The sequence below is a fragment of the Candidatus Sphingomonas phytovorans genome, assembly GCA_029202385.1.
Lineage (GTDB): Bacteria > Pseudomonadota > Alphaproteobacteria > Sphingomonadales > Sphingomonadaceae > Sphingomonas > Sphingomonas phytovorans.
Genome location: CP119314.1, coordinates 2,171,153 through 2,194,265 on the forward strand (window position 1 = coordinate 2,171,153; position 23,113 = coordinate 2,194,265).

At 65.7% G+C, this 23,113-nt stretch carries 18 protein-coding genes; 9 read left to right on the plus strand and 9 right to left on the minus strand.

Going from position 1 to position 23,113, the window contains the following annotated elements:
* Positions 1 to 3: 3 nt before the first annotated feature.
* Positions 4 to 4,272 carry a DNA-directed RNA polymerase subunit beta' gene (gene rpoC / locus P0Y59_10035; GenBank protein ID WEK01991.1) on the plus strand — a complete coding sequence of 1,423 codons (4,269 nt, stop codon included), beginning with the start codon at positions 4 to 6 and terminating at the stop codon, positions 4,270 to 4,272.
* Between the two features lie 206 nt (positions 4,273 to 4,478).
* On the opposite strand, the gene P0Y59_10040 is transcribed toward rpoC, so the two are convergent.
* From P0Y59_10040 to modA, 6 genes are all read right to left on the minus strand, one after another.
* Positions 4,479 to 4,751 (minus strand): hypothetical protein, encoded by a 273-nt coding sequence (locus P0Y59_10040; protein WEK01992.1) that lies wholly within the window; start codon positions 4,749 to 4,751, stop codon positions 4,479 to 4,481.
* 336 nt (positions 4,752 to 5,087) lie between these two features.
* Complete coding sequence (locus P0Y59_10045; GenBank protein WEK01993.1) at positions 5,088 to 5,546, minus strand: DUF2846 domain-containing protein; 459 nt, start codon at positions 5,544 to 5,546, stop codon at positions 5,088 to 5,090.
* 11 nt (positions 5,547 to 5,557) lie between these two features.
* Positions 5,558 to 6,259, minus strand: a complete 702-nt coding sequence (locus P0Y59_10050) for a hypothetical protein (protein ID WEK01994.1) — start codon at positions 6,257 to 6,259, stop codon at positions 5,558 to 5,560.
* A gap of 107 nt (positions 6,260 to 6,366) precedes the next feature.
* Positions 6,367 to 6,969, minus strand: a complete 603-nt coding sequence (locus P0Y59_10055) for an ATP-binding cassette domain-containing protein (GenBank protein ID WEK01995.1) — start codon at positions 6,967 to 6,969, stop codon at positions 6,367 to 6,369.
* On the minus strand, positions 6,959 to 7,648 hold the full coding sequence (gene modB, locus P0Y59_10060; GenBank protein WEK01996.1) for a molybdate ABC transporter permease subunit: 690 nt from the start codon (positions 7,646 to 7,648) through the stop codon (positions 6,959 to 6,961). Before modB ends, P0Y59_10055 begins: the two co-directional genes overlap by 11 nt.
* Before the next feature lie 46 nt (positions 7,649 to 7,694).
* Positions 7,695 to 8,465 (minus strand): molybdate ABC transporter substrate-binding protein, encoded by a 771-nt coding sequence (modA, locus tag P0Y59_10065; protein ID WEK01997.1) that lies wholly within the window; start codon positions 8,463 to 8,465, stop codon positions 7,695 to 7,697.
* Positions 8,466 to 8,541: 76 nt separating this feature from the next.
* Between modA and P0Y59_10070 the strand changes: the two genes are divergently transcribed.
* Positions 8,542 to 9,867, plus strand: a complete 1,326-nt coding sequence (locus tag P0Y59_10070; GenBank protein WEK01998.1) for an alginate export family protein — start codon at positions 8,542 to 8,544, stop codon at positions 9,865 to 9,867.
* Between the two features lie 30 nt (positions 9,868 to 9,897).
* On the opposite strand, the gene P0Y59_10075 is transcribed toward P0Y59_10070, so the two are convergent.
* The gene (locus tag P0Y59_10075) at positions 9,898 to 13,245 is read right to left on the minus strand and encodes a glycosyltransferase (protein WEK01999.1); all 3,348 of its coding nucleotides are present in this window, start codon (positions 13,243 to 13,245) and stop codon (positions 9,898 to 9,900) included.
* 271 nt (positions 13,246 to 13,516) lie between these two features.
* Here P0Y59_10075 and P0Y59_10080 point away from each other — a divergent pair, with 271 nt between their 5' ends.
* From P0Y59_10080 to P0Y59_10110, 7 genes are all read left to right on the plus strand, one after another.
* Entirely contained in the window at positions 13,517 to 13,972 is a 456-nt protein-coding gene (locus P0Y59_10080) for a (2Fe-2S)-binding protein (protein ID WEK02000.1), read from the plus strand.
* 49 nt (positions 13,973 to 14,021) lie between these two features.
* The gene (locus P0Y59_10085) at positions 14,022 to 16,208 is read left to right on the plus strand and encodes a molybdopterin-dependent oxidoreductase (GenBank protein WEK02001.1); all 2,187 of its coding nucleotides are present in this window, start codon (positions 14,022 to 14,024) and stop codon (positions 16,206 to 16,208) included.
* Positions 16,205 to 17,545 carry a c-type cytochrome gene (locus P0Y59_10090; protein WEK02002.1) on the plus strand — a complete coding sequence of 447 codons (1,341 nt, stop codon included), beginning with the start codon at positions 16,205 to 16,207 and terminating at the stop codon, positions 17,543 to 17,545. The genes P0Y59_10085 and P0Y59_10090 overlap by 4 nt, the downstream gene beginning before the upstream one ends.
* 264 nt (positions 17,546 to 17,809) lie before the next feature.
* On the plus strand, positions 17,810 to 18,115 hold the full coding sequence (locus P0Y59_10095) for a helix-turn-helix transcriptional regulator (GenBank protein WEK02003.1): 306 nt from the start codon (positions 17,810 to 17,812) through the stop codon (positions 18,113 to 18,115).
* 24 nt (positions 18,116 to 18,139) lie between these two features.
* The gene (locus P0Y59_10100) at positions 18,140 to 19,237 is read left to right on the plus strand and encodes a sensor histidine kinase (protein ID WEK02004.1); all 1,098 of its coding nucleotides are present in this window, start codon (positions 18,140 to 18,142) and stop codon (positions 19,235 to 19,237) included.
* 335 nt (positions 19,238 to 19,572) lie between these two features.
* Positions 19,573 to 20,151, plus strand: coding sequence for a hypothetical protein (locus P0Y59_10105; protein ID WEK02005.1), 579 nt, complete (start codon positions 19,573 to 19,575; stop codon positions 20,149 to 20,151).
* 57 nt (positions 20,152 to 20,208) lie between these two features.
* Positions 20,209 to 20,880: a hypothetical protein gene (locus tag P0Y59_10110; GenBank protein ID WEK02006.1), complete on the plus strand. Its 672-nt coding sequence runs from the start codon at positions 20,209 to 20,211 to the stop codon at positions 20,878 to 20,880.
* An 84-nt stretch (positions 20,881 to 20,964) separates the two neighbouring features.
* On the opposite strand, the gene P0Y59_10115 is transcribed toward P0Y59_10110, so the two are convergent.
* Positions 20,965 to 22,314: a HAMP domain-containing sensor histidine kinase gene (locus tag P0Y59_10115; protein WEK02007.1), complete on the minus strand. Its 1,350-nt coding sequence runs from the start codon at positions 22,312 to 22,314 to the stop codon at positions 20,965 to 20,967.
* Positions 22,315 to 22,322: 8 nt separating this feature from the next.
* Complete coding sequence (locus tag P0Y59_10120; GenBank protein ID WEK02008.1) at positions 22,323 to 22,994, minus strand: response regulator transcription factor; 672 nt, start codon at positions 22,992 to 22,994, stop codon at positions 22,323 to 22,325.
* Positions 22,995 to 23,113: the final 119 nt, after the last annotated feature.

The following is a 23,113-nucleotide window of genomic DNA, read 5'->3' on the forward strand; positions in this document are numbered from 1 at the left end:
AACATGAACGAACTGACCAACTTCGCCAATCCGGTGGCCAAGCCGGAGACCTTCGACCAGATCCAGATCGGGATCGCCTCGCCAGAGCGCATCCGGTCCTGGTCGTTCGGCGAGATCAAGAAGCCCGAGACCATCAACTATCGCACGTTCAAGCCCGAGCGTGACGGCCTGTTCTGCGCGCGCATCTTCGGTCCGATCAAGGACTACGAGTGCCTGTGCGGCAAGTACAAGCGCATGAAGTACAAGGGCATCGTCTGCGAGAAGTGCGGCGTCGAGGTCACCGTCTCGAAGGTCCGGCGCGAGCGCATGGGCCATATCGAGCTCGCTGCCCCGGTCGCGCACATCTGGTTCCTGAAGTCGCTGCCGTCGCGCATCGGCCTGCTGCTCGACATGCAGCTCAAGCAGCTCGAGCGCGTGCTGTACTTCGAGGCCTATATCGTGATCGAGCCGGGCCTCACCCCGCTCGAGAAGTACCAGCTCCTCACCGAGGACGAGCTGCTCGACGCGCAGGATGAATATGGCGAGGACGCGTTCTCGGCCGGCATCGGCGCCGAGGCGGTCCGCATCATGCTCGAGAGCCTGGACCTCGAAGGCGAGCGCAAGGACCTGCTCGAAGAGCTGGCGGTCACCAAGTCCGAGCTGAAGCCGAAGAAGATCATCAAGCGCCTGAAGGTCGTCGAGAGCTTCATCGATTCCGGCAATCGCCCTGAATGGATGATCCTCGAGGTCGTTCCGGTCATCCCGCCCGAGCTGCGCCCGCTGGTGCCGCTTGACGGCGGCCGCTTCGCGACGTCGGATCTGAACGATCTGTATCGCCGCGTGATCAACCGTAACAACCGCCTGAAGCGCCTGATGGAGCTGCGTGCGCCGGACATCATCGTCCGCAACGAAAAGCGCATGCTTCAGGAAGCGGTCGACGCGCTGTTCGACAACGGCCGCCGCGGCCGCACGATCACCGGCGCCAACAAGCGTCCGCTGAAGTCGCTGTCCGACATGCTCAAGGGCAAGCAGGGCCGCTTCCGCCAGAACCTGCTCGGCAAGCGCGTCGACTATTCGGGCCGCTCGGTCATCGTGACCGGTCCGGAACTCAAGTTGCACCAGTGCGGCCTGCCGAAGAAGATGGCGCTCGAGCTGTTCAAGCCGTTCATCTACGCCCGCCTCGACGCCAAGGGTCTCTCCATGACCCTGAAGCAGGCCAAGAAGTGGGTCGAGAAGGAGCGCAAGGAAGTCTGGGACATTCTCGACGAAGTCATTCGCGAGCACCCGGTCATGCTGAACCGCGCGCCGACGCTTCACCGTCTGGGCATCCAGGCGTTCGAGCCGGTGCTGATCGAGGGCAAGGCGATCCAGCTTCACCCGCTGGTCTGCTCGGCCTTCAACGCCGACTTCGACGGTGACCAGATGGCCGTGCACGTCCCGCTGAGCCTCGAGGCCCAGCTTGAAGCGCGCGTGCTGATGATGTCGACCAACAACATCCTGTCGCCCGCGAACGGCAAGCCGATCATCGTGCCGTCGCAGGACATGGTGCTGGGTCTGTATTACCTGTCGATGATGAAGGAGGACGAGCCCGGCCAGGGCATGATGATCTCCGACATGCAGGAGGTCCATCAGGCGATCGAGGCTGGCGCGGTGACGCTCCACACCAAGATCATCAGCCGCGTTCCGCAGACCGACGAGGCCGGCAACCAGTATCTCAAGCGCTACGAGACCACCCCGGGCCGCATGCTGCTCGGCGAGTGCCTGCCGAAGAGCTCGAAGGTGCCGTTCGACACCGTCAACCGCCTCCTCACCAAGAAGGACGTTGGCGACGTGATCGACGAGGTCTATCGCCACACCGGCCAGAAGGAGACCGTGCTGTTCGCCGACGCGATCATGGCGCTCGGCTTCAAGCACGCGTTCAAGGCGGGCATCTCGTTCGGCAAGGACGACATGATCATTCCGGACGCGAAGGTGCCGCTGGTCGACGAGACCCGCGCCCTCGTGAAGGATTTCGAGCAGCAGTATCAGGACGGCCTGATCACGCAGCAGGAGAAGTACAACAAGGTGATCGACGCCTGGAGCCGTTGCGGTGACCAGGTGGCGAACGCCATGATGGACGAGATCAAGTCGGTGAAGAAGCTGGCCAATGGCCGCGAAGCCCCGATCAACTCGATCTACATGATGGCCCACTCCGGTGCCCGCGGTTCGCAGGCCCAGATCAAGCAGCTTGCCGGCATGCGCGGCCTGATGGCCAAGCCGTCGGGCGAGATCATCGAAACGCCCATCATCTCGAACTTCAAGGAAGGCCTGACCGTCCTTGAATATTTCAACTCCACCCACGGCGCCCGCAAGGGTCTCGCGGACACGGCGTTGAAGACCGCGAACTCGGGCTACCTGACCCGCCGTCTGGTCGATGTTTCGCAGGATTGCGTCATCATCGAGAATGATTGCGGTACGGAGCGTGCGCTTGAAATGCGCGCGATCGTCCAGGGCGGCTCGACCATCGCATCGCTCGGTGAGCGCATCCTCGGTCGCACGACCGCGGAAGACATCGTCGACACCAAGACCGGCGAGATCGTGATCCCATCGGGCACCCTGCTCGACGAGCCGATGGTTGCGAAGATCGAGGCGATCGGCACCCAGTCGTGCAAGATCCGTTCGCCGCTGGTCTGCGAGACCAAGATCGGTGTCTGCGGCAAGTGCTACGGGCGCGATCTGGCCCGCGGTACGCCGGTCAACATCGGTGAAGCTGTCGGCGTCATCGCGGCGCAGTCGATCGGTGAGCCGGGTACCCAGCTGACGATGCGTACCTTCCACATCGGCGGCGCGGCACAGCTCAACGAGCAGTCGAACCTCGAGGCGGTTGCCGACGGCACGATGGAATATCGCGACCTTCGCATCATCATGGATCAGCGCGGCCGCCGCGTCGTGCTGAGCCGTTCGGGCGAAGTCGCGATCGTCGATGCCGATGGGCGCGAGCGTGCGGTGCACCGTATTCCGTACGGCGCCTATGTCCTGTTCGACGATGGTCACATCGTGTCGAAGGGCGACCGGATGGCCGAATGGGATCCGTTCACCATGCCGGTGATCACGGAAAACCCCGGTGTCGTGAAATATGTCGACCTGGTCGAGGGCAAGACCCTGACCGAGCAGGCGGACGAAGCGACCGGCATCTCGCAGCGCGTCGTCACCGAATATCGCGCCGCGACCAAGTCAAAGGAGGATCTGCGTCCGCGCCTGACCCTGCTCGACTCGGGTTCGGGTGAAGCCGGCCGCTACATGCTCGCACCGGGCGCAACGCTCTCGGTCGAGGACGGTGCTCAGGTCCAGGGCGGCGACGTTCTGGCCCGTGTCTCTCGCGAAGCCGCGAAGACGCGTGACATCACCGGCGGTCTGCCGCGCGTCGCGGAACTGTTCGAGGCTCGCAAGCCCAAGGAAAACGCGATCATCGCGAAGGTTTCGGGCCGCGTCGTGTTCGGCAAGGACTACAAGGCCAAGCGCAAGATCGGCATTCAGCCCGAGGACGGCAGCGAGGTCGTGGAGTATCTGGTGCCGAAGTCGAAGGTGATCGACGTCCAGGAAGGCGACTACGTCAAGCGTGGCGACAACCTGATCGGCGGCTCGCCCGATCCGCACGACATTCTCGAGGTGCTCGGCATCGAGCCGCTCGCTGAATATCTCGTGTCGGAAATCCAGGAGGTCTATCGTCTCCAGGGCGTGAAGATCAACGACAAGCACATCGAGGTGATCGTTCGCCAGATGCTGCAGAAGGTCGAGATCACCGACGGCGGCGACACCACGCTGCTCGCCGGCGAGCAGGTCGATCGCGACGAGATGGACGACATCAACTCGAAGATCGCCAAGAACCAGACCCCTGCACAGGGCAAGCCGGTTCTGCTCGGCATCACCAAGGCGTCGCTGCAGACCCGCAGCTTCATCTCGGCGGCGTCGTTCCAGGAGACCACCCGCGTCCTCACCGAGGCTGCGGTCCAGGGCAAGCAGGACACGCTGATCGGCCTCAAGGAGAACGTCATCGTCGGCCGCCTCATCCCGGCGGGCACCGGCGCTGGCATGAACCGCCTGCGTGTTGCGGCCTCCAGCCGCGATGCCGCACTGCGCGTCCAGCAGCGTCGCCTGCAGGAAGTGCTCGTGGCCCCGAATTCGGCGGCGGAAGAGCATGCGGCTGAACTGGCGCGTGACGTGCGCGACGACACGGGCAGCGATGCCCTGGCGTCGGTCACGCCCTCGGGTCACGGCACCGACGAGGATGCCGGCGAGTATCTGAACAGCTGATCCAGCCGTTCGGCGTTGAACTGAAAAGCCGCCGTCCGGGGATGCCCGGGCGGCGGTTTTTCGTTGCGATTGCTACGGAGAGACTACAGGCATCCTCGCCGCCCCTCTCCGGTCGCGGCGGAAACCGGCTCCTGCCCCATTACGAAAGAGCCGCCGCCTGGTCCGACCGGGCAGCGGCTCTTGGTTCGCACGCGGGGGCAGAACATTTATTTCGTCTGGAAGATCACGCCCCGCGTTTCCCACTCAGCCTTGGTACGGCAGACGCGCTTGCCAAGCATCGATCCAGTCACCACGGGATCGCCCGTAACGGTCGGGAACAGGCAGACTCTGCGAGGGGTCTGCGCAGGCCCAGCAGCCCGGGCGCCGCCTGTGGACGAGATCACGGAACGCGTACCCGCCATCGCCGGTGCGGCAAAGGCAATGACCAGAGCGAAGCCGGCGGCAACGGAAACGGGGCGAGACATAGTCGGGCGAGTCATTCCAGGGTCCTCCATGAGCAACATCACAAGCGGGATTTGCTACCCGCCCGCTTCCCATTGCATTACCCATGCCAACCACGTCGTTACGTAGAATCAATGACTTACAATGAGAAAATAGTCCTATAATGACCAAATACTACGAAAAATGGGTATAAACAGCCAAAAATCGGCGAGAAACCCCATTTAGCGTGCTGACAGGAAACATCAGGGCGCTGGAAATGGGATACTGCCTACCTGATGACCGCCATCGCCCGCCCAGAAAAACATGAAAAAGCCGCCGCCCCGGGTAAAGGGCGGCGGCTTCGCAATTCCGGCCAGGGCGCGGGCGCTGCCGGTTCAGTCGCCCTTCGGCTTCCAGAGATTCAGGCCCTTCGCCTTCTTCGCGAATTCAGCGCGATCGGACGGCGAGATATTGGGACGACCGGCGACGATGCCCATGCCGATCTTGCACTTCACATAATAGGTCTCGTCGGGCTCGATCTCGAGATTGAGCGTGTCCTTGTTCTCGGCTTCGGTGTTGTAGGTGTGCTTGCCGGGTTCGGCATTGTGCACCCAGTATTTGCCTGAGCCGAGGCGCGCGATTTCGGCATCGCCTTCATGCACGGTGCAGCCCAGCGCCATGCCCATCATCGACCCCGGCCGGTAGAAGATGATCTGACCCTTGCCGGGCTGCGGCGCCGGGATCGGCCCCGCCTTGGTGACCAGGGGCGCCTGCTGCGCTTCCTGTGCCGGCAGGGACGTGGCGGCAAGCGAAAGCCCCCCCACGAAAAGGAAAGAAGCAATACGAACTTTCATGAAGGACATCCTCACTTTGTTTGAACGGGAACCGGCGTCGCTGTTGCGCTCTCCGGCAGGGCGGGCGCCGGTGCGACGGCCGGCACGATGATATTATTGGTGGCTGCGGCGGTTGACGCGCAGGCGGACGCGGAGTCGACCCGGAGGTCCGCCGCGCTCATCAGCCGAGCCTGGGCGAGACTGCCCGGCGGTACGATCAGATCGCCACCGCTCATGAACATGAAGGGCGTCGCCACGACAATGGTCAGTGCAGCGACCTTGTCGATCTTGTCCTCGCCCGTGCTGCCGAGGCCGAGCTTGAAGCCGCGCAGCCTGACGCGCGTATCGCCGCACTCGATATAGCGCGCCGCGAGGATCAATTCACCCGCCTTGCCCATCGCGCGAGCCTTCGCGGCATGGACGACCTGCCCCAGCCCCATCGTCCCAGCCGGCACGATAGTCCTGCCACCGATGACGATGGCGGAGTGGAGGCGGATCGGGAATGTCTCGTCGATCTTGCTGGTCTTGGAACTCAGCGCGGCAGCAATTTCGAGCTCGACCGGGGTATTGGCGGGAAGGCGCACAAAGCCCTCGGCGGGCGGTGGCGCATCTGTCGTCGCAGCCGATGCTGCCTGTGCGTCAGGCGGGGGCACGATCGATTGCGCGGCTTCAATCGTGGAAAGGCCGGCAAAGCACAGCAGGAAAGCGGACGATGCCCGCGCCAGATTTTTCATGATACCCCCCGGTATTGGCACTCTTGTGCCGCACCCGGCTGCCGGGCGCAAGATAGTCCTTCGCCGGGTCCTGGGCATTCCGATCCGCCCACTACTCTGGCAGAAGTTTACATCCGCACGATCCGGGTACCGATCCGCTCAGCCTCTTCGGGGTCGTGCGTCACCATCAGGATCGGCAGCCCCAGATCGTCGCGGATATGTTCGATAGCGCGCATCGTTTCCTCGCGGCGCGGGCGGTCGAGCGAGGACAGCGGCTCGTCGAGCAGCAGGAAGCGTGGCGCGCTTAGCAACGCCCGTCCGATCGCCACCCGCCGCGCCTCCCCGCCCGACAGCGTGCGGGGCCAGCGATCGAGCAGATTGCCGATCCCCAGGAAATCGAGCGGTTCGCCGATCACGGACCCGGCGGGGGCGCCGTACAGCAGGTTAGCACGCACCTTCAGATGCAGGAACAGCCTGGGTTCCTGGAACACATAGCCCGCGTGGCGCCGCTCGGGCGGCAGGTCGATACCGTCGCCGGCGTCGAACAGCGTTTCACCGCCGACGCGGACATGGCCGCCATCGGGCGCCAGCAGGCCGGCGACCATGTTGAGCACGCTGGTCTTGCCGATGCCCGAGGGACCGAACAGCACGGTCGCCCCCTCCCCGGCCACGAACTCGACAGCGATCCCGGTGTCGCCGAGCTGCTTCGACAGGGCGAGGTCAAAGGACATACATGCCCCTCCCCGCCCGCCGCGCCAGCAGTTCGGATGCGATCAGTGCCGCCAGCGACAAGCCGACCGAAATTGCCGACAGCCGCCACACGATCGCTTCGCCGCCCGGTTGCTGGAGTGCCGAATAGATGGCGAGCGGCAGGGTCTGGGTCTGCCCCGGAACATTGGAGACGAAGGTGATGGTCGCCCCGAACTCGCCGATCGACCGCGCGAAGCCGAGCACCGCGCCGGCCAGGATGCCCGGAATGCTCAGCGGCAGCGTGATCGTCCGGAACACCTTGCCCGGCCCTGCGCCGAGCGTCCGCGCCGCGCCTTCAAGTCGCCGGTCGACCGCCTCGATCGACAGGCGCATCGCGCGCACCATCAGTGGCAGCGCCATCACCCCAGCGGCGATGGCCGCCCCGGTCCAGCGGAACAACACCGAGACGCCGAACCAGTGAAACAGCCAGCCGCCGATCGGCCCGCCCGGCGCGAAGGCGATCAGCAGCAGCCAGCCAGTCACCACCGGCGGCACCACCAGCGGCAGGTGGACCAGCGCGTCGAGCAATATCTTACCTGGGAAACGCCAGCGCGCGAGCACCCAGGCCAGCACGAATGCGATCGGCAGGGTCACCCCCATCGCGACGGCCCCTATCTTCAGCGACAGCAGGATGATGGTCCATTCGTCAGGGCTCAGCATGGAGCTATCGCCCCTTCTCCGGCGCGCCAGATCTTCACCCCGGTCGTCACCGGGCGGAGAAACCATATCGAACGAAGATCGCCTTGCCCTCGCGCGACACGAGGAAGTGCCGGAACGCCTCTCCTTCCGGATTGGCCGACGCCGTCAACCGCGCGATCGGATAGGTGATCGGCGGGTGCGAGGACGCCGGGAATACCCCGGCGATCCGCACCTTCGCCGATGCCTTCGCATCGGTGGCGTAAACGATGCCCAGCGGCGCGGCACCGCGTTCGACCAGGGCCAGCGCCGCTCGTACATTCTCGGCGCGTACCACCTTCGGGCTGACCGTCTCCCACACGCCCAGCCGGGTCAGCGCCGCCTTCCCATATTTCCCGGCCGGTACGCTTTCCGTATCGGCCATCGCCAAAGGCCCCGCCCCCAGCACACGGGCCAGCGGCCCGCGTGCCAGCGGAATCGTCACGCTGCTCGCCACCGGCGCCACGATCACCAGCCGGTTGCCGAGAAAATCGCTCCGCGTCGCGGGAACGATCAGCCCCTTCGCCGCCAGCGCGTCCATCCATTCCTCGTCGGCCGAAACGAACAGGTCGGCCGCGCCCCCCGCCTCCACCTGCCGGGCGAGCGCTGAGGATGCGGCGAAAGAAATCACCGGCCTTGGATGCCCCTTGCGCGCCCACGCATCGGCTGCGGCGGTCATCGATTCCTGCAGCGACGCGGCCGCCAGCACCAACGGCGCGCGGGCGGGGGCAGCCCATGCCGGGCCAGCCGCCACCGCCAGCAGCAACCACAGGGTGAAGGTCCGGGCGATCCGTAGCGTCATTGTTGGGCGTCCCTCTGGCGATCCGTCTCTCTATAGCCTAGCCCCGGTCCCGCGCCATTGGCCGGGGGAGGGCTGAGTGAAGAGGGGAATACGCCGTTCCGCGGCAATGGTCGCGTTGTGCCTTGCCGCCCAGGCACGAGCCGATAACGGGAACCTCAGGCTTGAGGGAAATTTCCGCGCCCGCGGCGAGGTGATCGACGGACAATATCGCGCCGGCCTTCCCGCGGACGATACCGCCCTGTTCACCCGGCTCGACCTGTTCGGCGAATATAACAGCGGCCCGTTCCGCCTCGGCGCCGAGATCCTCGATTCACGCGCGCATTTCCACCGTCGGCACGGATCGGTCGGCGTCAACGACGTCGACGCGATCGAGCCGATCCAGGCTTATGTCTCGGCCGATGTCGCGCCCGGCACCTCGATCCAGGCAGGTCGCTTCACCATGGACCTCGGCTCGCGGCGCCTTGCCGCGCGGCCGATCAACCGCAACAGCTTCAACAGCTTCACCGGGCTGCGTGCCGACTGGAAGGCGAAGGACGGCGACAGGCTGACCCTGTTCTGGACTCTGCCGCAGATCAGGCTTCCGGAGGATCAGGACGGCATCTACGGCAACCGTTTCGAGCTCGACCGTGAGACCACGCACCGCCAGCTCTTCGGCATCACCGGCACCAGGGCCGGCACGTTGAATGGCACCCTCGAACTCTATCTCTATCGCTTCGTCGAATCCGACGCGCCGCATTTCGCCACCCGCGACCGGAGACTGTGGACCCCCGGCATTCGCCTGTTCCGCGCACCAAAGTCCGGCACGCTCGACTATGATGTCGAAGGCGCCTGGCAAACCGGCACCACGCGATTGAGCACAAGCGCCGCCGACATCGCCGATCGCAGGGTTTCCGCATGGCTGCTGCACGGCGCTGTCGGCCGGAGCTTTACGGGTGGTGGCTGGATGCCACGCCTCGCGGTGCTTGGAGACTATGCGTCCGGCGATGGTCCTGACGCCACCTTCGGCAGGTTCGATACGCTGATCGGGGATTCGGCGTTCGAATTCAGCCCTTCCGGCCTGTTTGCCGCCGTTTCCCGCACCAATCTGGCCAGCGCAGCGGTACGGGCCGAGTTCAATCCCTCGACGCGCCTCGATGCCCATCTCACCCTGCGCGGCGTCTGGCTGGCGAGCACGACCGATGCCTTCGCCAATTCGGGCGTGCGCGATCCCTCGGGCGCCGCGGGCGACCATGTCGGCACGCAGATCGACGGCAGGGTCCGCTACTGGCTCGCGCCCGGGCGGCTGCAACTCGGTATGGGGTTCGCGGTGCTGGTCAAGGGCCGCTTCCTGCGCGACGCTCCCAACGCCCCGGCCACCGGCGACACGCATTACGGGTTCACTGACCTCACCGTCAGCTTCTGACGCTCCGCCGGTGCGCCAGAACGCTGCCCCCTAATTCGCCGTCACCCGTCCCGTCCTTTGCAGCTTGCCCCAGCCGACATGCGGACCGCGCAGCGCCTGGGCGATCGCCTTCAGCACGACATAGTACATCACCTGGCGATAGCCGATGCGCTGCGGGATCAGCAGCCACAACAGCCGCCATTTCTCGCGGCGCTCGAGCGCGAAGGCAATGACCGCGGCGAGCAGGTCGATCGCGGTGAAGACCAGCCAATAGACGAGCATCCTCTCGACATCATGCTGGGTCTGCGCCCATCCATGGGCCTGGACCGCGATCCAGGTCGTCACGAAACTGACGATCAGCGCCAGGTCGATGATCGGCGAAATCGACGCGAGCAGGATCTGGAACACGATCGCCTGCGGCAACCCGACCCGTGCGAGCCCCGGGGGACGGCCATGGAGCATCACCGCGCGGTGCTTCCACAGGCATTGCAGGGTGCCATAGGCCCAGCGGAAACGCTGCTTGGCAAGCCCTGCAAAGCTCTCCGGGCTTTCCGTCCAGGCGACGGCATATTGATCGTACGTCACCTTCCAGCCGGCGCGCTGGATCGCGATGGTCAGGTCCTGGTCCTCGGCCAGCGTATCGTCGGGATAGCCGCCGACGCTCTGGATCGCCGACAGCCGCCAGGCGCCGACCGCGCCCGGCACCACGGTCATCGCATTCAGCCGGGCGAGCGCGCGCCGCTCGAGATTCTGGGCGGTGATATATTCGAGCGCCTGCCATTTGGTGACGAGGTTCACCCGGTTGCCGACCTTGGCGTTGCCCGCCACCGCGCCAAGCGCCGGATCGACGAACCAGCGCGCCAGCCGGGAGATGGTCCGCGGCTCGAACTGGGTATCGGCGTCAAGCGCGATGACGATCTCGCCGGTCGCGAGCTTGAGCCCTTCGTTGAGCGCCCGTGCCTTGCCCCCGTTCTGCAGGGTCAGCAGCCGCACGCGCGGCTCGTCTGCAAAGGCTTCGGTCACCACGGCGCTGGTGCCGTCGCTCGACCCGTCGTCGATCACGATTACCTCGATCCGTACGTCGACGCTGGCCAGAACGCCCTGCACTGCCCGGACGATCACCTTCTCCTCGTTGAACGCGGGGATCATCACCGTGACGAAGCGGTTCGGGTCGATCGACGGGAAGATCGTCTTGCCCTCGCGCCGCGCCTGGATCAGCGCGAGCGCCGACAAGGTGATCGCCCGAGCGATGCCGATGGTGATCGCGAACAGGAATATCCAGCCAAGCGCCGTGATCGTCGCGCCGATCGCGCCGAAGATGAACAAGTTGGTCTCGGCGGCGACGCGGTCGCTCTCCGAGATCACCGGCATGGCCACGTCGCGCGGGATCCCCGCCAGGCTCGATACGGAAACGAATTTATATCCCTTGGCGCGGAGCTGGTCGATGATCACCGGCAGCGCCGCGACCGTCTCCGCGCGATTGCCGCCGGCATCGTGCAGCAGGACCACATTGCCGCTGCGCTCGACGTTCGACGCCTCAACGCCGGCGATCGTCTGGTCGATGATCGTCTGGACGCCGGGCCGTTTCCAGTCGCCCGGATCGACATGCAGGCCGACCGAGATATAGCCGCGGTCCTGCGCCTGGAGCGCCGGGTCGATTTCGTCGGCCGTGGTCGGCTCGGCGTCACCGAAATAAGGCGCGCGAAACAGGCGGAGCGAGCGCCCGGTAAAGGCCTGGAACAGCCGCTGGGTCGTGTTGAGCTGGAACGCCGTCTCGTTGTCGGTCGCGCCGGCCAGGTTCGGATGGGTATAGGTGTGGTTGCCCACCTCATGCCCCTCGGCCACCATGCGTTCGAGCAGCGGGCGCTCGGTCAGGGCATTCTCGCCGATGATGAAGAAGGTCGCCGGTACATGCTCGCGCTTCAGGATATCGAGGATTCGCGGCGTCCACACCGGGTCGGGGCCATCGTCGAAGGTCAGCGCGACCTCGCCCGGCCGATAGCCCGTCCGTGACACGACATAGGGCGAAGGCAATCGGGTGAAATCGACCGCCGCGATCGATCCATCCTTCGCTGCGATCGTCCGCCTGATGCCCTCGACCGGAACCCCCGAAATCTTGAGGATCTCGCCGCTGCCCTCGATATCGACATCGGTGCCCGCCGGAATCGCATTGATCGTCGAAGGCGGCGGCAGGGTGCGATGGGTTCGCCCGAAGATCGACCACAGGCCGGGATCCTCCGAACCGAGCCGCCACACCGCCACCGCGCCGATCCCGGCGCGCGACAGGAAGCGCATCTGGTTATAGGCGGAGGCTGCGTCGAGCATCCACACCACATGCCGCTCGGTGCCGTCGTCATAAGCGAAACCGCTATTGCCGCTCGACCGATCGAATGTCGGCATCGCGCTGGATTCCCGCGCCGCCTGCCAGCCTTCGTCGATCGCCAGTGAATCGCCGCCCTTGCCGTGCCAGTCATAGCCGTAGTTGCCGATCGCCACGACCAGCTTGGCCGGCGGCACGCCGCGCGAGGCGCGCTCCACCGCCTGCTCGAACCAGGCCTGGGACGCGATCGGGCCGGGCACGCCGCTCAGTTCATGCTCGTCATAGGCCATCAGGAAGACCCGGTCGACGATCGCGGCATAAGCGGCCACGTCCCAGCCCGAATCCTCACCCACCGGCACCGCGATCGCGACGATCCAGCCATGCCGCCCGAAACGCGCCTTCGCCTCGCGCAGGAAAGCCCGATAGTCGGGCTGCGCGCTGGGCGGCAGTTCCTCGAAATCGAAGAAGGCGCCGCCGGCCTGGTTCGCCGCGAGCCAGGGCTCGAGCTTGTCGAGCAACGCGCGCCGCTGCGCCGGGCTGTCGAGCAGGGCCGCCATGCCCTTGCCGTCCCAGTTCCCCTGGATCGCGTTCTGGATCATCGGCAGCAGCAGCGGACGACGCGGCGCGCGGTTGAGGATCGCCCGTCCCGCCTGATCGCGAAACACGGTGATGCGGTGGTCGGCGCCCGTCACCGAGACCCAGCCGGGGATCAGCCAGTCGAGATCGTCGATGTGCCGGCGCAGCGAGGCGGCGCTGGATTCGTCCCACGGCACATGGAAACCGATCGCCAGCGGCGCATTCTCGCGCACCCCGCGCGCCGGACGGCCGGTGAGCAGTCGGGCATAATGGTTCAGGCTGTGCCGCGCGCGCTTCAGCAGCGGCTCATGCGGCGGTGGCAGGCGGGTGAGCGCGGGATGCTCGGCTTCGATCGGCAACAGCGGCGCGCGCGGCACCGCCCCGATCGACAGGGCCAGCGCCGCGCAGGAGAGCAACAACAGCGCCACGAATGCGCCGACCGCGAACGCGAACCGCCGGCGCCGTCGACCGGAAGCATCGTAGAAGATCGGAGTCAGATTCATGGGGTTCCCGGTGCGATCGTCAGTATCGGATGGCGGCTATTTCATCTTAGGCATGGCGTACCTAGTTCCGTCTCATGACAAATCTGTCACGCTTCTCATTGCTTCGCCACCGATTCCCTCGCGATATTGACGTTGGTCAATATCCGGACGTACCGTCAGGCTGAAACGCAGGCGTGACGACCTGCGCTTTGCCTGCCCGGGATGCCGGCGCAAACCGGCATCGCGTCAGCATGGTACCAGACGGCTGCCTGCGGGTGGCGGAAGGAGCGACATGCTCAACCTGACGGTGAATGGCGTTGCGCATGACGTAGAGGCCCCGGCGGACATGCCGCTGTTGTGGGTGCTGCGCGATCTCCTTGGCCTGACCGGCACGAAGTTCGGCTGCGGCATCGCCCAGTGCGGCGCCTGCACTGTCCATGTCGACGGCGCCCCGCTGCGATCCTGCCAGTTGCCCGTCGGCACGCTCGGCACCCGCGCTGTCACCACCATCGAGGCGATCGGCGAGACCCCCGCCGGGGCAAGGGTCCAGCGCGCCTGGCTCGATCACGAGGTGATCCAGTGCGGCTATTGCCAGTCGGGCCAGATCATGGCCGCCGCGGCCCTGCTCGCCGGCACGCCGGCGCCCGACGATGCCGATATCGCCGCCGCCATGTCAGGCAATATCTGCCGCTGCGGCACCTATGTGCGTATCCGCGAGGCGATCAAGAAAGCCGCCGCCACACCCTGACGTGCTTCGACCTTCGCGCTCCTGCCCGCTTCCACAAGGTCCTTCGCCAATGTCAGTTGCCACCGCCCCTTCGCCAGCCGGCCCGATCCTCTCCCGCCGTACCCTGCTCCAGGTCGGGGCGGCGGTCGGCGGCGGGCTGGTCGTCGGCTTTATCGCCCCGGGGGGCATGGCGGCGGAAGCGGCCGCGACAGGCTCGGCGCCCGCCGGCTTCGCGCCCAACGCCTTCATCCGCATCGACCGCACGGGCAGTGTCACCCTGGTGATGCCGCAGGTGGAGATGGGCCAGGGAGTCTATACCTCGATCTCCATGATCCTCGCGGAGGAGCTTGACGCCGACTGGCGCCAGGTCAGCTACGAGCATGCCCCGCCCAGCGACGCGCTCTACGGCAACCCGGTGTTCGGTCTTCAGGCGACCGGCAACTCCAATTCGATCCGCGCCTTCTGGCTGCCGCTGCGCAAGGCCGGGGCGGGCACGCGCGCGATCCTGGTCCAGGCGGCCGCGGCCGCCTGGAAAGTCGATCCGGCGAGTTGCCGCACCGAGGCGAGCGAGGTGATCCACGATTCGACCGGCCGCCGGATCGGCTATGGCGCGCTGACCGGCCGAGCCGCCGGGTTGAAGCCGCCCGCCGATCCTGTGCTGAAGGACCCCAAGGCGTTCCGGCTGATCGGCAAGCCGCTCCGCCGGCTCGACACGCCGGAAAAGGTCAACGGCCAGGCCAGATACGGCATCGACGCGATGCCCCCGGGGGTGAAGTTCGCCACCTTCGCGCATTCGCCGGTATTCGGCGGCAAGGTCGGCCATGTCGACGACAGCGCCGCGAAGCTGGTGCCCGGCTTCCGCAAGGTGGTGGTGCTCGACGATCTGGTCGCGGTCGTCGGCGATCATATGTGGGCCGCGATTCAGGGCCTCGCCGCGCTGAACATCACCTGGAGCGAGGGGAGCAACGCCGGCGTCGACACCGCCCAGATTCGCGCCAACCTGATCAGGGCCAGCCAGCGTCCCGGCGTCAACGCCAAGAAGGTCGGGGACGTGGCCAAGGCACTCGGCAAGGACCCGGTCGAGGTCACCTACGACGTGCCGTTCCTCGCCCATGCGCCGATGGAACCGATGAACTGCACCGTCCACGTGAAGCCCGGCGGCTGCGAGATCTGGACTGGCATCCAGGTGATGAGCCGCGCCCAGGCCGCCGCCGCCAGGGTCACCGGGCTGCCGCTCGACAAGGTGGTCGTGCACAACCACTTGCTCGGCGGCGGCTTCGGTCGTCGGCTCGAGGTCGACCAGGTCGAGAAGGCGGTGCGCATCGCGCAGCAGGTCGACTCACCGGTAAAAGTGGTGTGGAGCCGCGAGGAGGATATCCAGCATGACGTCTATCGCCCCGCCTGGCACGACCGGCTGAGCGCGAGGCTTGAGGACGGCAGGATCGCCGCCTGGCATCACATCATCACCGGTTCGTCGGTGCTCGCGCGCTGGCTGCCGCCCGCCTTCGTCAACGGGCAGGATTTCGACGCGGTCGATTGCGCGGCCGACATGCCGTACGACATCCCCGACTTCCGGGTCGATTTCGTCCGCGAGGAACCGCCCGCCGTGCCGACCGGCTTCTGGCGCGGCGTCGGTCCGGCGCACAATGTCTTCGTCATCGAAAGCTTCATCGACGAACTGGCGCACAAGGCCGGTATCGATCCGATCCAGTTCCGCATGAACATGCTCGGCAAGGCGCCCCGGCTCCAGGCAGCGCTTCGCGTCGTCGCGCAGAAATCCGGCTGGGGCACGCCCCTGCCCCCGCGCGTCGGCCGGGGCGTCGCGGTCCAGCCCGCCTTTGCGAGCTGGATCGCCACCGTCGCCGAGGCCGGAGTATCGGAGGATGGCGAGGTCACGCTGCGCCGAATGGTCTGCGTCGTCGATACCGGTATCGCCGTGAACCCCGACACGATCATCGCCCAGCTCCAGGGCGGCCTCGTCTTCGGGCTCACCGCCGCGCTCTACGGCGAGATCACCATCGACAAGGGCCGGGTCCAGCAGAGCAATTTCCACGACTATCGCATGCTCCGCATGAACGAGACCCCGCCGATCGAGGTCCATATCATGCGCAGCGGTGAAGCGCCGGGCGGCATCGGCGAGGCCGGTACCGTCGCGGCGATGGCCCCGCTCGCCAATGCGATCTTCGCCGCCACCGGCAAGCGCCTGCGCCGCCTGCCGATCGATCGCGACGTGCTTGCCGGAAGGAAGGAGGCATGAGCCGCCGTCGCATCGTGCTGATCGTCGTCGCGGCCATTGTGGCGGTCGGCGCCGGCATATTCGGCTGGATCGCGTTCGGCCCGGGCGCGATGGATTTCGCCGGCGGACATCGGGTTGCACTCGCCGACTATAAGGGCCCGCCGCCGACCGGTGTGCCCGCCGACTTCGCCTCGACCGATCCGGTCGCGCGCGGCAAGTATCTGACGCTCGCCGCCGATTGCCAGGCGTGCCACACCGCCAGGGGCGGCGTGCCCTTCGCTGGTGGCCTCGCCTTCAAGCTGCCCTTCGGCACGATCTGGTCGCCCAACATCACACCCGACAAGGCGACCGGAATCGGCGGCTGGAGCGACGCCCAGTTCCTCGCCGCGCTACGCGAGGGCAAGGGGCCGAAGGGGCGCCTCTACCCGGCAATGCCCTATGCGTCCTATAGCTGGATGACCGATGCCGACGCCTTGGCGATCCGCGCCTATCTCGCCACGCTCGCGCCGGTCGGCCGGCAGGCTCCGGCGACCGCCCTTTCCTTCCCCTTCAACCAGCGCTGGCTGATGTCGATCTGGGGGGCGCTGTTCAACCCGAACCGCCGGTTCGAACTCAACACCGATCGCAGCCCGGCGTGGAACCGCGGTGCCTATCTGTCCGAGGCGATGGCGCATTGCGGCGAATGCCATACGCCACGCAACCTGGTGCAGGCGCTCGACAATCGCCGCAAATATGCCGGCGCGGTCGCCGCCGGCTGGCGCGCGTTCAACATCACCGCCGACAAGACGACCGGCGTCGGCGACTGGAGCGACGCGGATCTCGTCCAATATCTCTCCCAGGGTCACGCGCCCGGGCGCGGCACCGCCACCGGCCCGATGGGCGAGGCGGTCGATCTCAGCCTGCGCCACCTAACGCCGTCGGACATCGCGGCGATGGTCACCTATCTCCGCAGCATCCCGGCCGTCTCGACGCCGGGCCAGCCGCACCCCGCGCCCGGCCCGGCTCCCGCCGGACATCGCATGGCAGCCGCCGACCAGGCCGCGCCGCTCGGCAAGAAGATCTTCGAGGGCGCCTGTATCGGCTGCCATGCGTGGAACGGCAACGGCGCGCTGAACGGCCTCGCAACCCTCAACGGCTCGAGCGCGGTCAACGATCCGACCGCGATCAACGTGGCGCAGGTCGTGATCCTCGGCGCCCGGCGCGCAACGGCCCAGGGTGAAGCGGTCATGCCAGCGTTCGGCCACGCCTATAGCGACGCGGAGATTGCCGCGGTCGCCAACTATGTCACCGCCCGCTTCGGGGCCAAGCCGTCGAGCGTGACCCCGAAGCAGGTCGCGGCGCTGCGCAAGGCAAGCTGAGATGTCCTTTCCGCACACCATCCCCTGCTCCGCTGGCCGACGGATTCAGAACGGAGCGACATATTATTACGTACGCGCTTTTCCTACTGCCCCAGAACGGGGCATCCGCTTCAAGAGAATGGCAGATAACTGCCGACTTGTAAGGTTCGAGTAAGTCAAGGGTCGCAGGAAGATACATCCAAAGCTGTGATACTTTCTGCCTTGGTCGTGTCGATGTGAAGCAATTCGCATCGGTTGCAAGCAACCGCCCGGAAGGAACCAACGATGTCACGCCAACCTTGTCCGTTCGATCACCTCACTCCACGGGAACTGGATGCGCTTCGACTTGTGATCCTGGGGCTCTCGGCGAAAGAAATCGCCGGCCGTCTGGGCATCGGGTGGCGCACCGTCGACAAACATATCGAAAGCATCAAGCTCAAGCTCCGCGCGAGGAACCGCAGCCACATGGTCGGCCTGGCCCTTGCCGCGGGACTGGTGGAGCCCGGCGCGTTCGCAACCATGACCTTCGAAGCCACCGCCGCTGCGACCATGAAACAGCATCCTTCATCGCAGCCATTGCGGGTGGCGTAGCATTCGCGGACGGAAAATCATGTCATGAAGCAGGTCATCAGATGGGGCGCGCGCGCTGCCTTTGCGACGTTGATCGTCTCGCTGGTGTGCGTCTGCAGCGCGCTGGCCGCACCGACGAGCCCTGCTCCTGCCCTGGCGTTCCTGTGCTTCGCCTTCGCCGTGCTGGCGGTTCTTGGCGGGCGCGGCGCGGTGCTGGTCGGGGTGGCGGTCGGCGCGCTCGAGCTCGCCTTGCTCCTGCCCGGCGAGGGCTTTGCGATCTCCCGCCCGGAAGACGCGCTCGGCGTCATCGGGACGATAGGTGCCGGCCTGACCATCGCCTGGCAGACGGGCCGGGCCGACAGCTGGATCACCGAGCTTGACCGGGAATCCAGGCAGGCCAGGACTGACCGCGACAGGATCTCCGCCTTCTTCGACGAGATTTCGCACCGGGTGGCGAACGACCTGGCAATGCTGGTTTCACTTGCCTCGATACGGTCGCGGGAGGCGATCGAACCTGAAACGCGCGCTGCCCTTGGCGACCTGTCGAGCCGGATGATCGTGCTCGGGCGGGTGTATCGCCGCCTGCGCGTGCGCGCCGTGGACAGGCAGGAAATGAATGCGCGGGGGTTTCTCGAGGAACTTTGCGCTGAATTGCAGCAGGCCACTCTCGGCCTGAGACCGATAGCCCTTCGACTCGAAATCGATCCGATCACGTTGCCGCTCGGCCAGATGGTCATCGTCGGGCTGATCGTGAACGAACTGATGACGAACGTGTACAAGCACGCCTTTCCCGATGACCGGCATGGCGAGATATGCGTCGCGCTGCGACGGCACAAGTTCAGGCCCGGCATGCTCGAACTGCTCGTGACGGACAATGGTGTGGGCTTCGTCCAGCATAGCCGCGATCAAGCCCAATTGGGCAAGCGGTTGCTGGCGTCCCTCGCAGCCCAGATCCGGGGCGACCTGTCCTATGCCCGGATGAACGGCCTGACGATGGCCAGACTCGATTTCCCGATGCACGGTGCGTCACCCGGCCCCGATGACAAGGTTCCCGACGACCCGATCCATGCCGATCGCCCGGCGCATGACGGGGAACTCGGCGTCCCACCCAGCCTCCATAGGGTCCAGGCCTCAACCACCTGACGCCGTCAGCGCGGGATTGCTCTCTCCCGCCGCCCTCCCGACGTCCGGCCCCGTGCACGGATGGCACGCGCCCCCTCGTCGAGTGCTCCTTCGCACGCAAGATCGGCGACGCCCGCGCTCGAAAGAGAATCCAGCGACGCACTCGCCAGCAAGAAGTTTAACCGCTCAAACTTCAAGGTAAATCCAATTTCACCCCAACGAATTTTACGGGGGCAATTACACGAACGACGAAATGTCACCATGATATGATCGGTGATATTTGGCAAATTTACTTGAAAAGGAATCGAGGTCTTTCTTGGCGTCCCGGGAATCATACCGGGACGAGGAGATTGATCATGAGGAATACCACTGCAACCGCACTGGCGCTGCTCTCCGCGCTCGTGACGGCATCCCCGGCGCTCGCCCAATCATCGGGCTCGGCCAATATCGGTGGAGCGATCGGTGTAGGCCTTGGCGGCTTTTCGGACGGCTCCGTCAACACGGCATCCGTCAGCGGAACGTCGGCGAATTCTCTCAACGGCTCGATAAACAACGAGCTGTCGGGATCCTCCGGTAGCGGCTTCGCAGGAACGATGGACATCAGCAGCCTTCCCGGCGGAACCAGCTATGCCGTCGTCGGCGGCCTTGGCCAGGCCGGCACCGTGATCAACACCTCGGTCGGCCCGAACGCCGTCGGCGACATCAGCAGCTACAGCTTCAATTCGGGAATCTATGGCGGACTGACCGGCGGCAACGCCGCGCTCAACTTCCAGGTCCTGAATTTCGGGCAGAGCTCAGCCGACTACAAGTTCAACGTGAACTTCGCCCAGAACAATACGCTGAACTTCGACGCCAATTCCGCCGACTGGAACGTCGCGGGAGCAGCCGGAGAGGCGCTGTTCGGCTTCGGCACGCTTGGCTGGAGTGCCCAGTGACGTTGACTGCGGGGTGGCTTGTCCACCCCGCTTTTTTTTGGACCCAGGAGAACTCCGATGAAAGCAGTATTGATTGCCTCCGCCGTGTGCGCCGCCTGGTGCGCCGCGCCCGTCGCCGCACAACAGGCCCTGACCGATGCGGCCCAGTCCAATAGTGCCGTCACGGTCGAAGCGATCACCGGCCCTGTGTCCGAAGCCCCCGCCAACGAGCATGTCACCTATAGCGGCCACGAATGGACCACTCCCAGCGCTCAGGGGAGCTATTTCGGGGGCGCCAATCCCTGCCTGATCGGCACGGGTGGCGGCGCCGCCGGCGGCCCCGTCGCCTTCAGCCTCAATCTCGGCAGGAACGACGAAGGCTGCAATCGCCGCTCTGACGCCGCCGCATGGCATGCGATGGGATTCGACAATGTCGCGGTCTCCCGGATGTGCCAGGACATCAAGAGCGCCGACGCCTTCTTCGCGGCGACGGGAAGCATCTGCCCCGGCGCTGATCGCAGCCGCTACCACATGGCGGATGGCAGCACCGCTCCCGTGGCCAGCCTGGTGTCCAACAGCAGGGCCATCGCCGCCAATCCCTATTCGGGTCCGGTCGATTTCTCCAATCCCGCCGTTCAGGCAGCCATCCACCAGGAGGCGATGCGGATGCTGGCAGCCGGCGCCGTGCCCGGATATCCCGCCACGACCACGCCGGTCGACCCGCGCTCGGGAACCCCGCTCCGGCGCTGAGACGCTCGGGCAATGACGAGGACCGGAATCGCAGGCCAGGATTCCGGGCTCCTCCACCCCGAACCGTCGGGGCGTCATCCTTCCTCAGTTTTTCGCTTCAGGTGTCACCAGCAGGCGAATCGCGAACCTGGCGCCGCCCAATGGGCGATTGCCGATCTCGATAAGACCGCCACATACCGTCACGATACGTTCGACGATCGAGAGGCCAAGTCCGGCACTGTCGCTGCGATTGGTGCCTTCCCGTCGATAGCGCCGGCTGTCACCCTGGTCCGTATCCACCGCCAGTCCCGGCCCATCATCCTCCACCACGATGCCGCCATCCGGTTCCACCCTCACGGTGATCGCGCAGCCGGCCGGCGTATGCCGCACGGCGTTGTCGATCAGGTTGGTGAGCGCGATTTGAAGGAGGCCCGGAACGCCCTGCACGAAAGGCGCGCCCGATGCAGGCTCGACAAAGGCAATGACATGGTCGGCCCGGAAGACCAGCGGCGCCATCAGGCCGACGATATCGCGCACCAGCACGCAGGCGTCGATCGACTCGATTTCGGGATAGTGGCGATCGATCGCCGCAAGTTCCATCAATTGCCTGACCACATGGTTGGCGCGCTCCACCGCACGCAGGATCAGGTCGCGTTCGGGTGACGGATCGAGCGCCTCCGTCCGCAGCGAGATCAGCGCCAGCGGCGTTCGCAGCTCATGGGCGACATTGCCCACGAACTCGCCTTGATATCGATAGCCCGCCTGCAAGCGGTCGAGCACCCGGTTGATCGCGCTGGCAAGCGGGGCAGCTTCGGTCGGAAGATCGTCGGGCGGAAGACGAACGTCGATGCGATGCGTGCTGATCGCGTCCACCTGCGCCGCGGTTCGGCGAAACTTGTCCGTGACCTGCCGCACGACGAAAAGCCCGACCAGCAGCGACGCGAGCAGCGATGCCGGAACGATCCAGACGAAGCGCGAGAGAAACGAGGTCACGACATCGTCGACGATTTCCTCGGGGACGGTCCTGTCCTGAACCATCACGATCCACTGCGGCGCCGTCCCGGCGCGGGCAAGCGGCAGGCTGAGCACATCATATCGACCATGCCGCAAGAAAATCGGAACCGGGCCACGCGGCACACCCGAAAGCGGGATCGGCATCGCATCGCCCCCCCGCCGCACAATGGTGCCACTGGCATCATAGACCACGAAACGCCGGCCCGACCGTCCAGTGCCACCGTGGAGAAAAGTCGTGTCGTCGGGGGCCTCGCCGAGTTCCTCTGGTCCTGGCGGGTTGCCGGCCGCGATCGCGCGCGCATCGCGGGCAAGCTCTGCCGAGATCAGCCGGTCAGCGGTCGAACTGAGGAAATAGACCAGCAGGATCGGCAATATCGTGGCTGTCGCGACCATCAGGATGACCTGCGACAGCATCAATTGCCCGAACAGGGATCGGGGCACCCCGGGCTTCAAGGCGCGGACAGAATATAGCCGATCCCGCGCACCGTCTGCAGCGTGGTCGCCGCGTCGACATCCTCCAGCTTCCGCCTGATACGGTGGACATAGACCTCGACCGCATTCGACCCGAGCGCATAGCCGGATCCGAACAGCTGGTCCTCGATCATGCGCTTGGACAGGACATGGCCCGACCGGCGCATCAGCAATTCAAGCAGTTCGACCTCGCGGATCGACAGGTCGACCGCGCCGCCATCGACATGGACCTCGCGCGTCCGCGTATCGAGCGTGAGATTGCCGGCCGTCAGCAAATGGTCGACATAACCGCCCTGCCGCCTGAGCACGGCGCAAAGCCGGGCATGGAGTTCGGGGAACAGGAACGGCTTCACGATATAATCGTCGGCACCGCTCTCAAGCCCCTGCACGCGCTTCTCGCCTTCGCCGCGCGCGGTGAGCACAAGAACCGGCTCGGTATATCGTTGCGCACGCAGGCGCCGCAGGAGACTCAACCCGTCCTCGTCCGGCAGGCCGAGATCGAGGATCACCGCCGCGTAACTGCCCGTCTCGATCAGCAATTGCGCGTCACCCGCGATGCCGGCCACGTCGCAGCGAATGTCCCGCTTGGCGAAGGCCGCAACCAAGGCATCGGCCAGTTCCCTGTCGTCCTCGACGATCAGCAACCGCACGGGAAGCTCTCCTTCGCCACCACCTTGCCGAGCCGGTCCGGCCTATATCTTTCAGCTCGTGAGACCGATCCCACCGCATTGCTGTTTCACGGCCGGAGATCGCCCGTGGAAACTTCGCA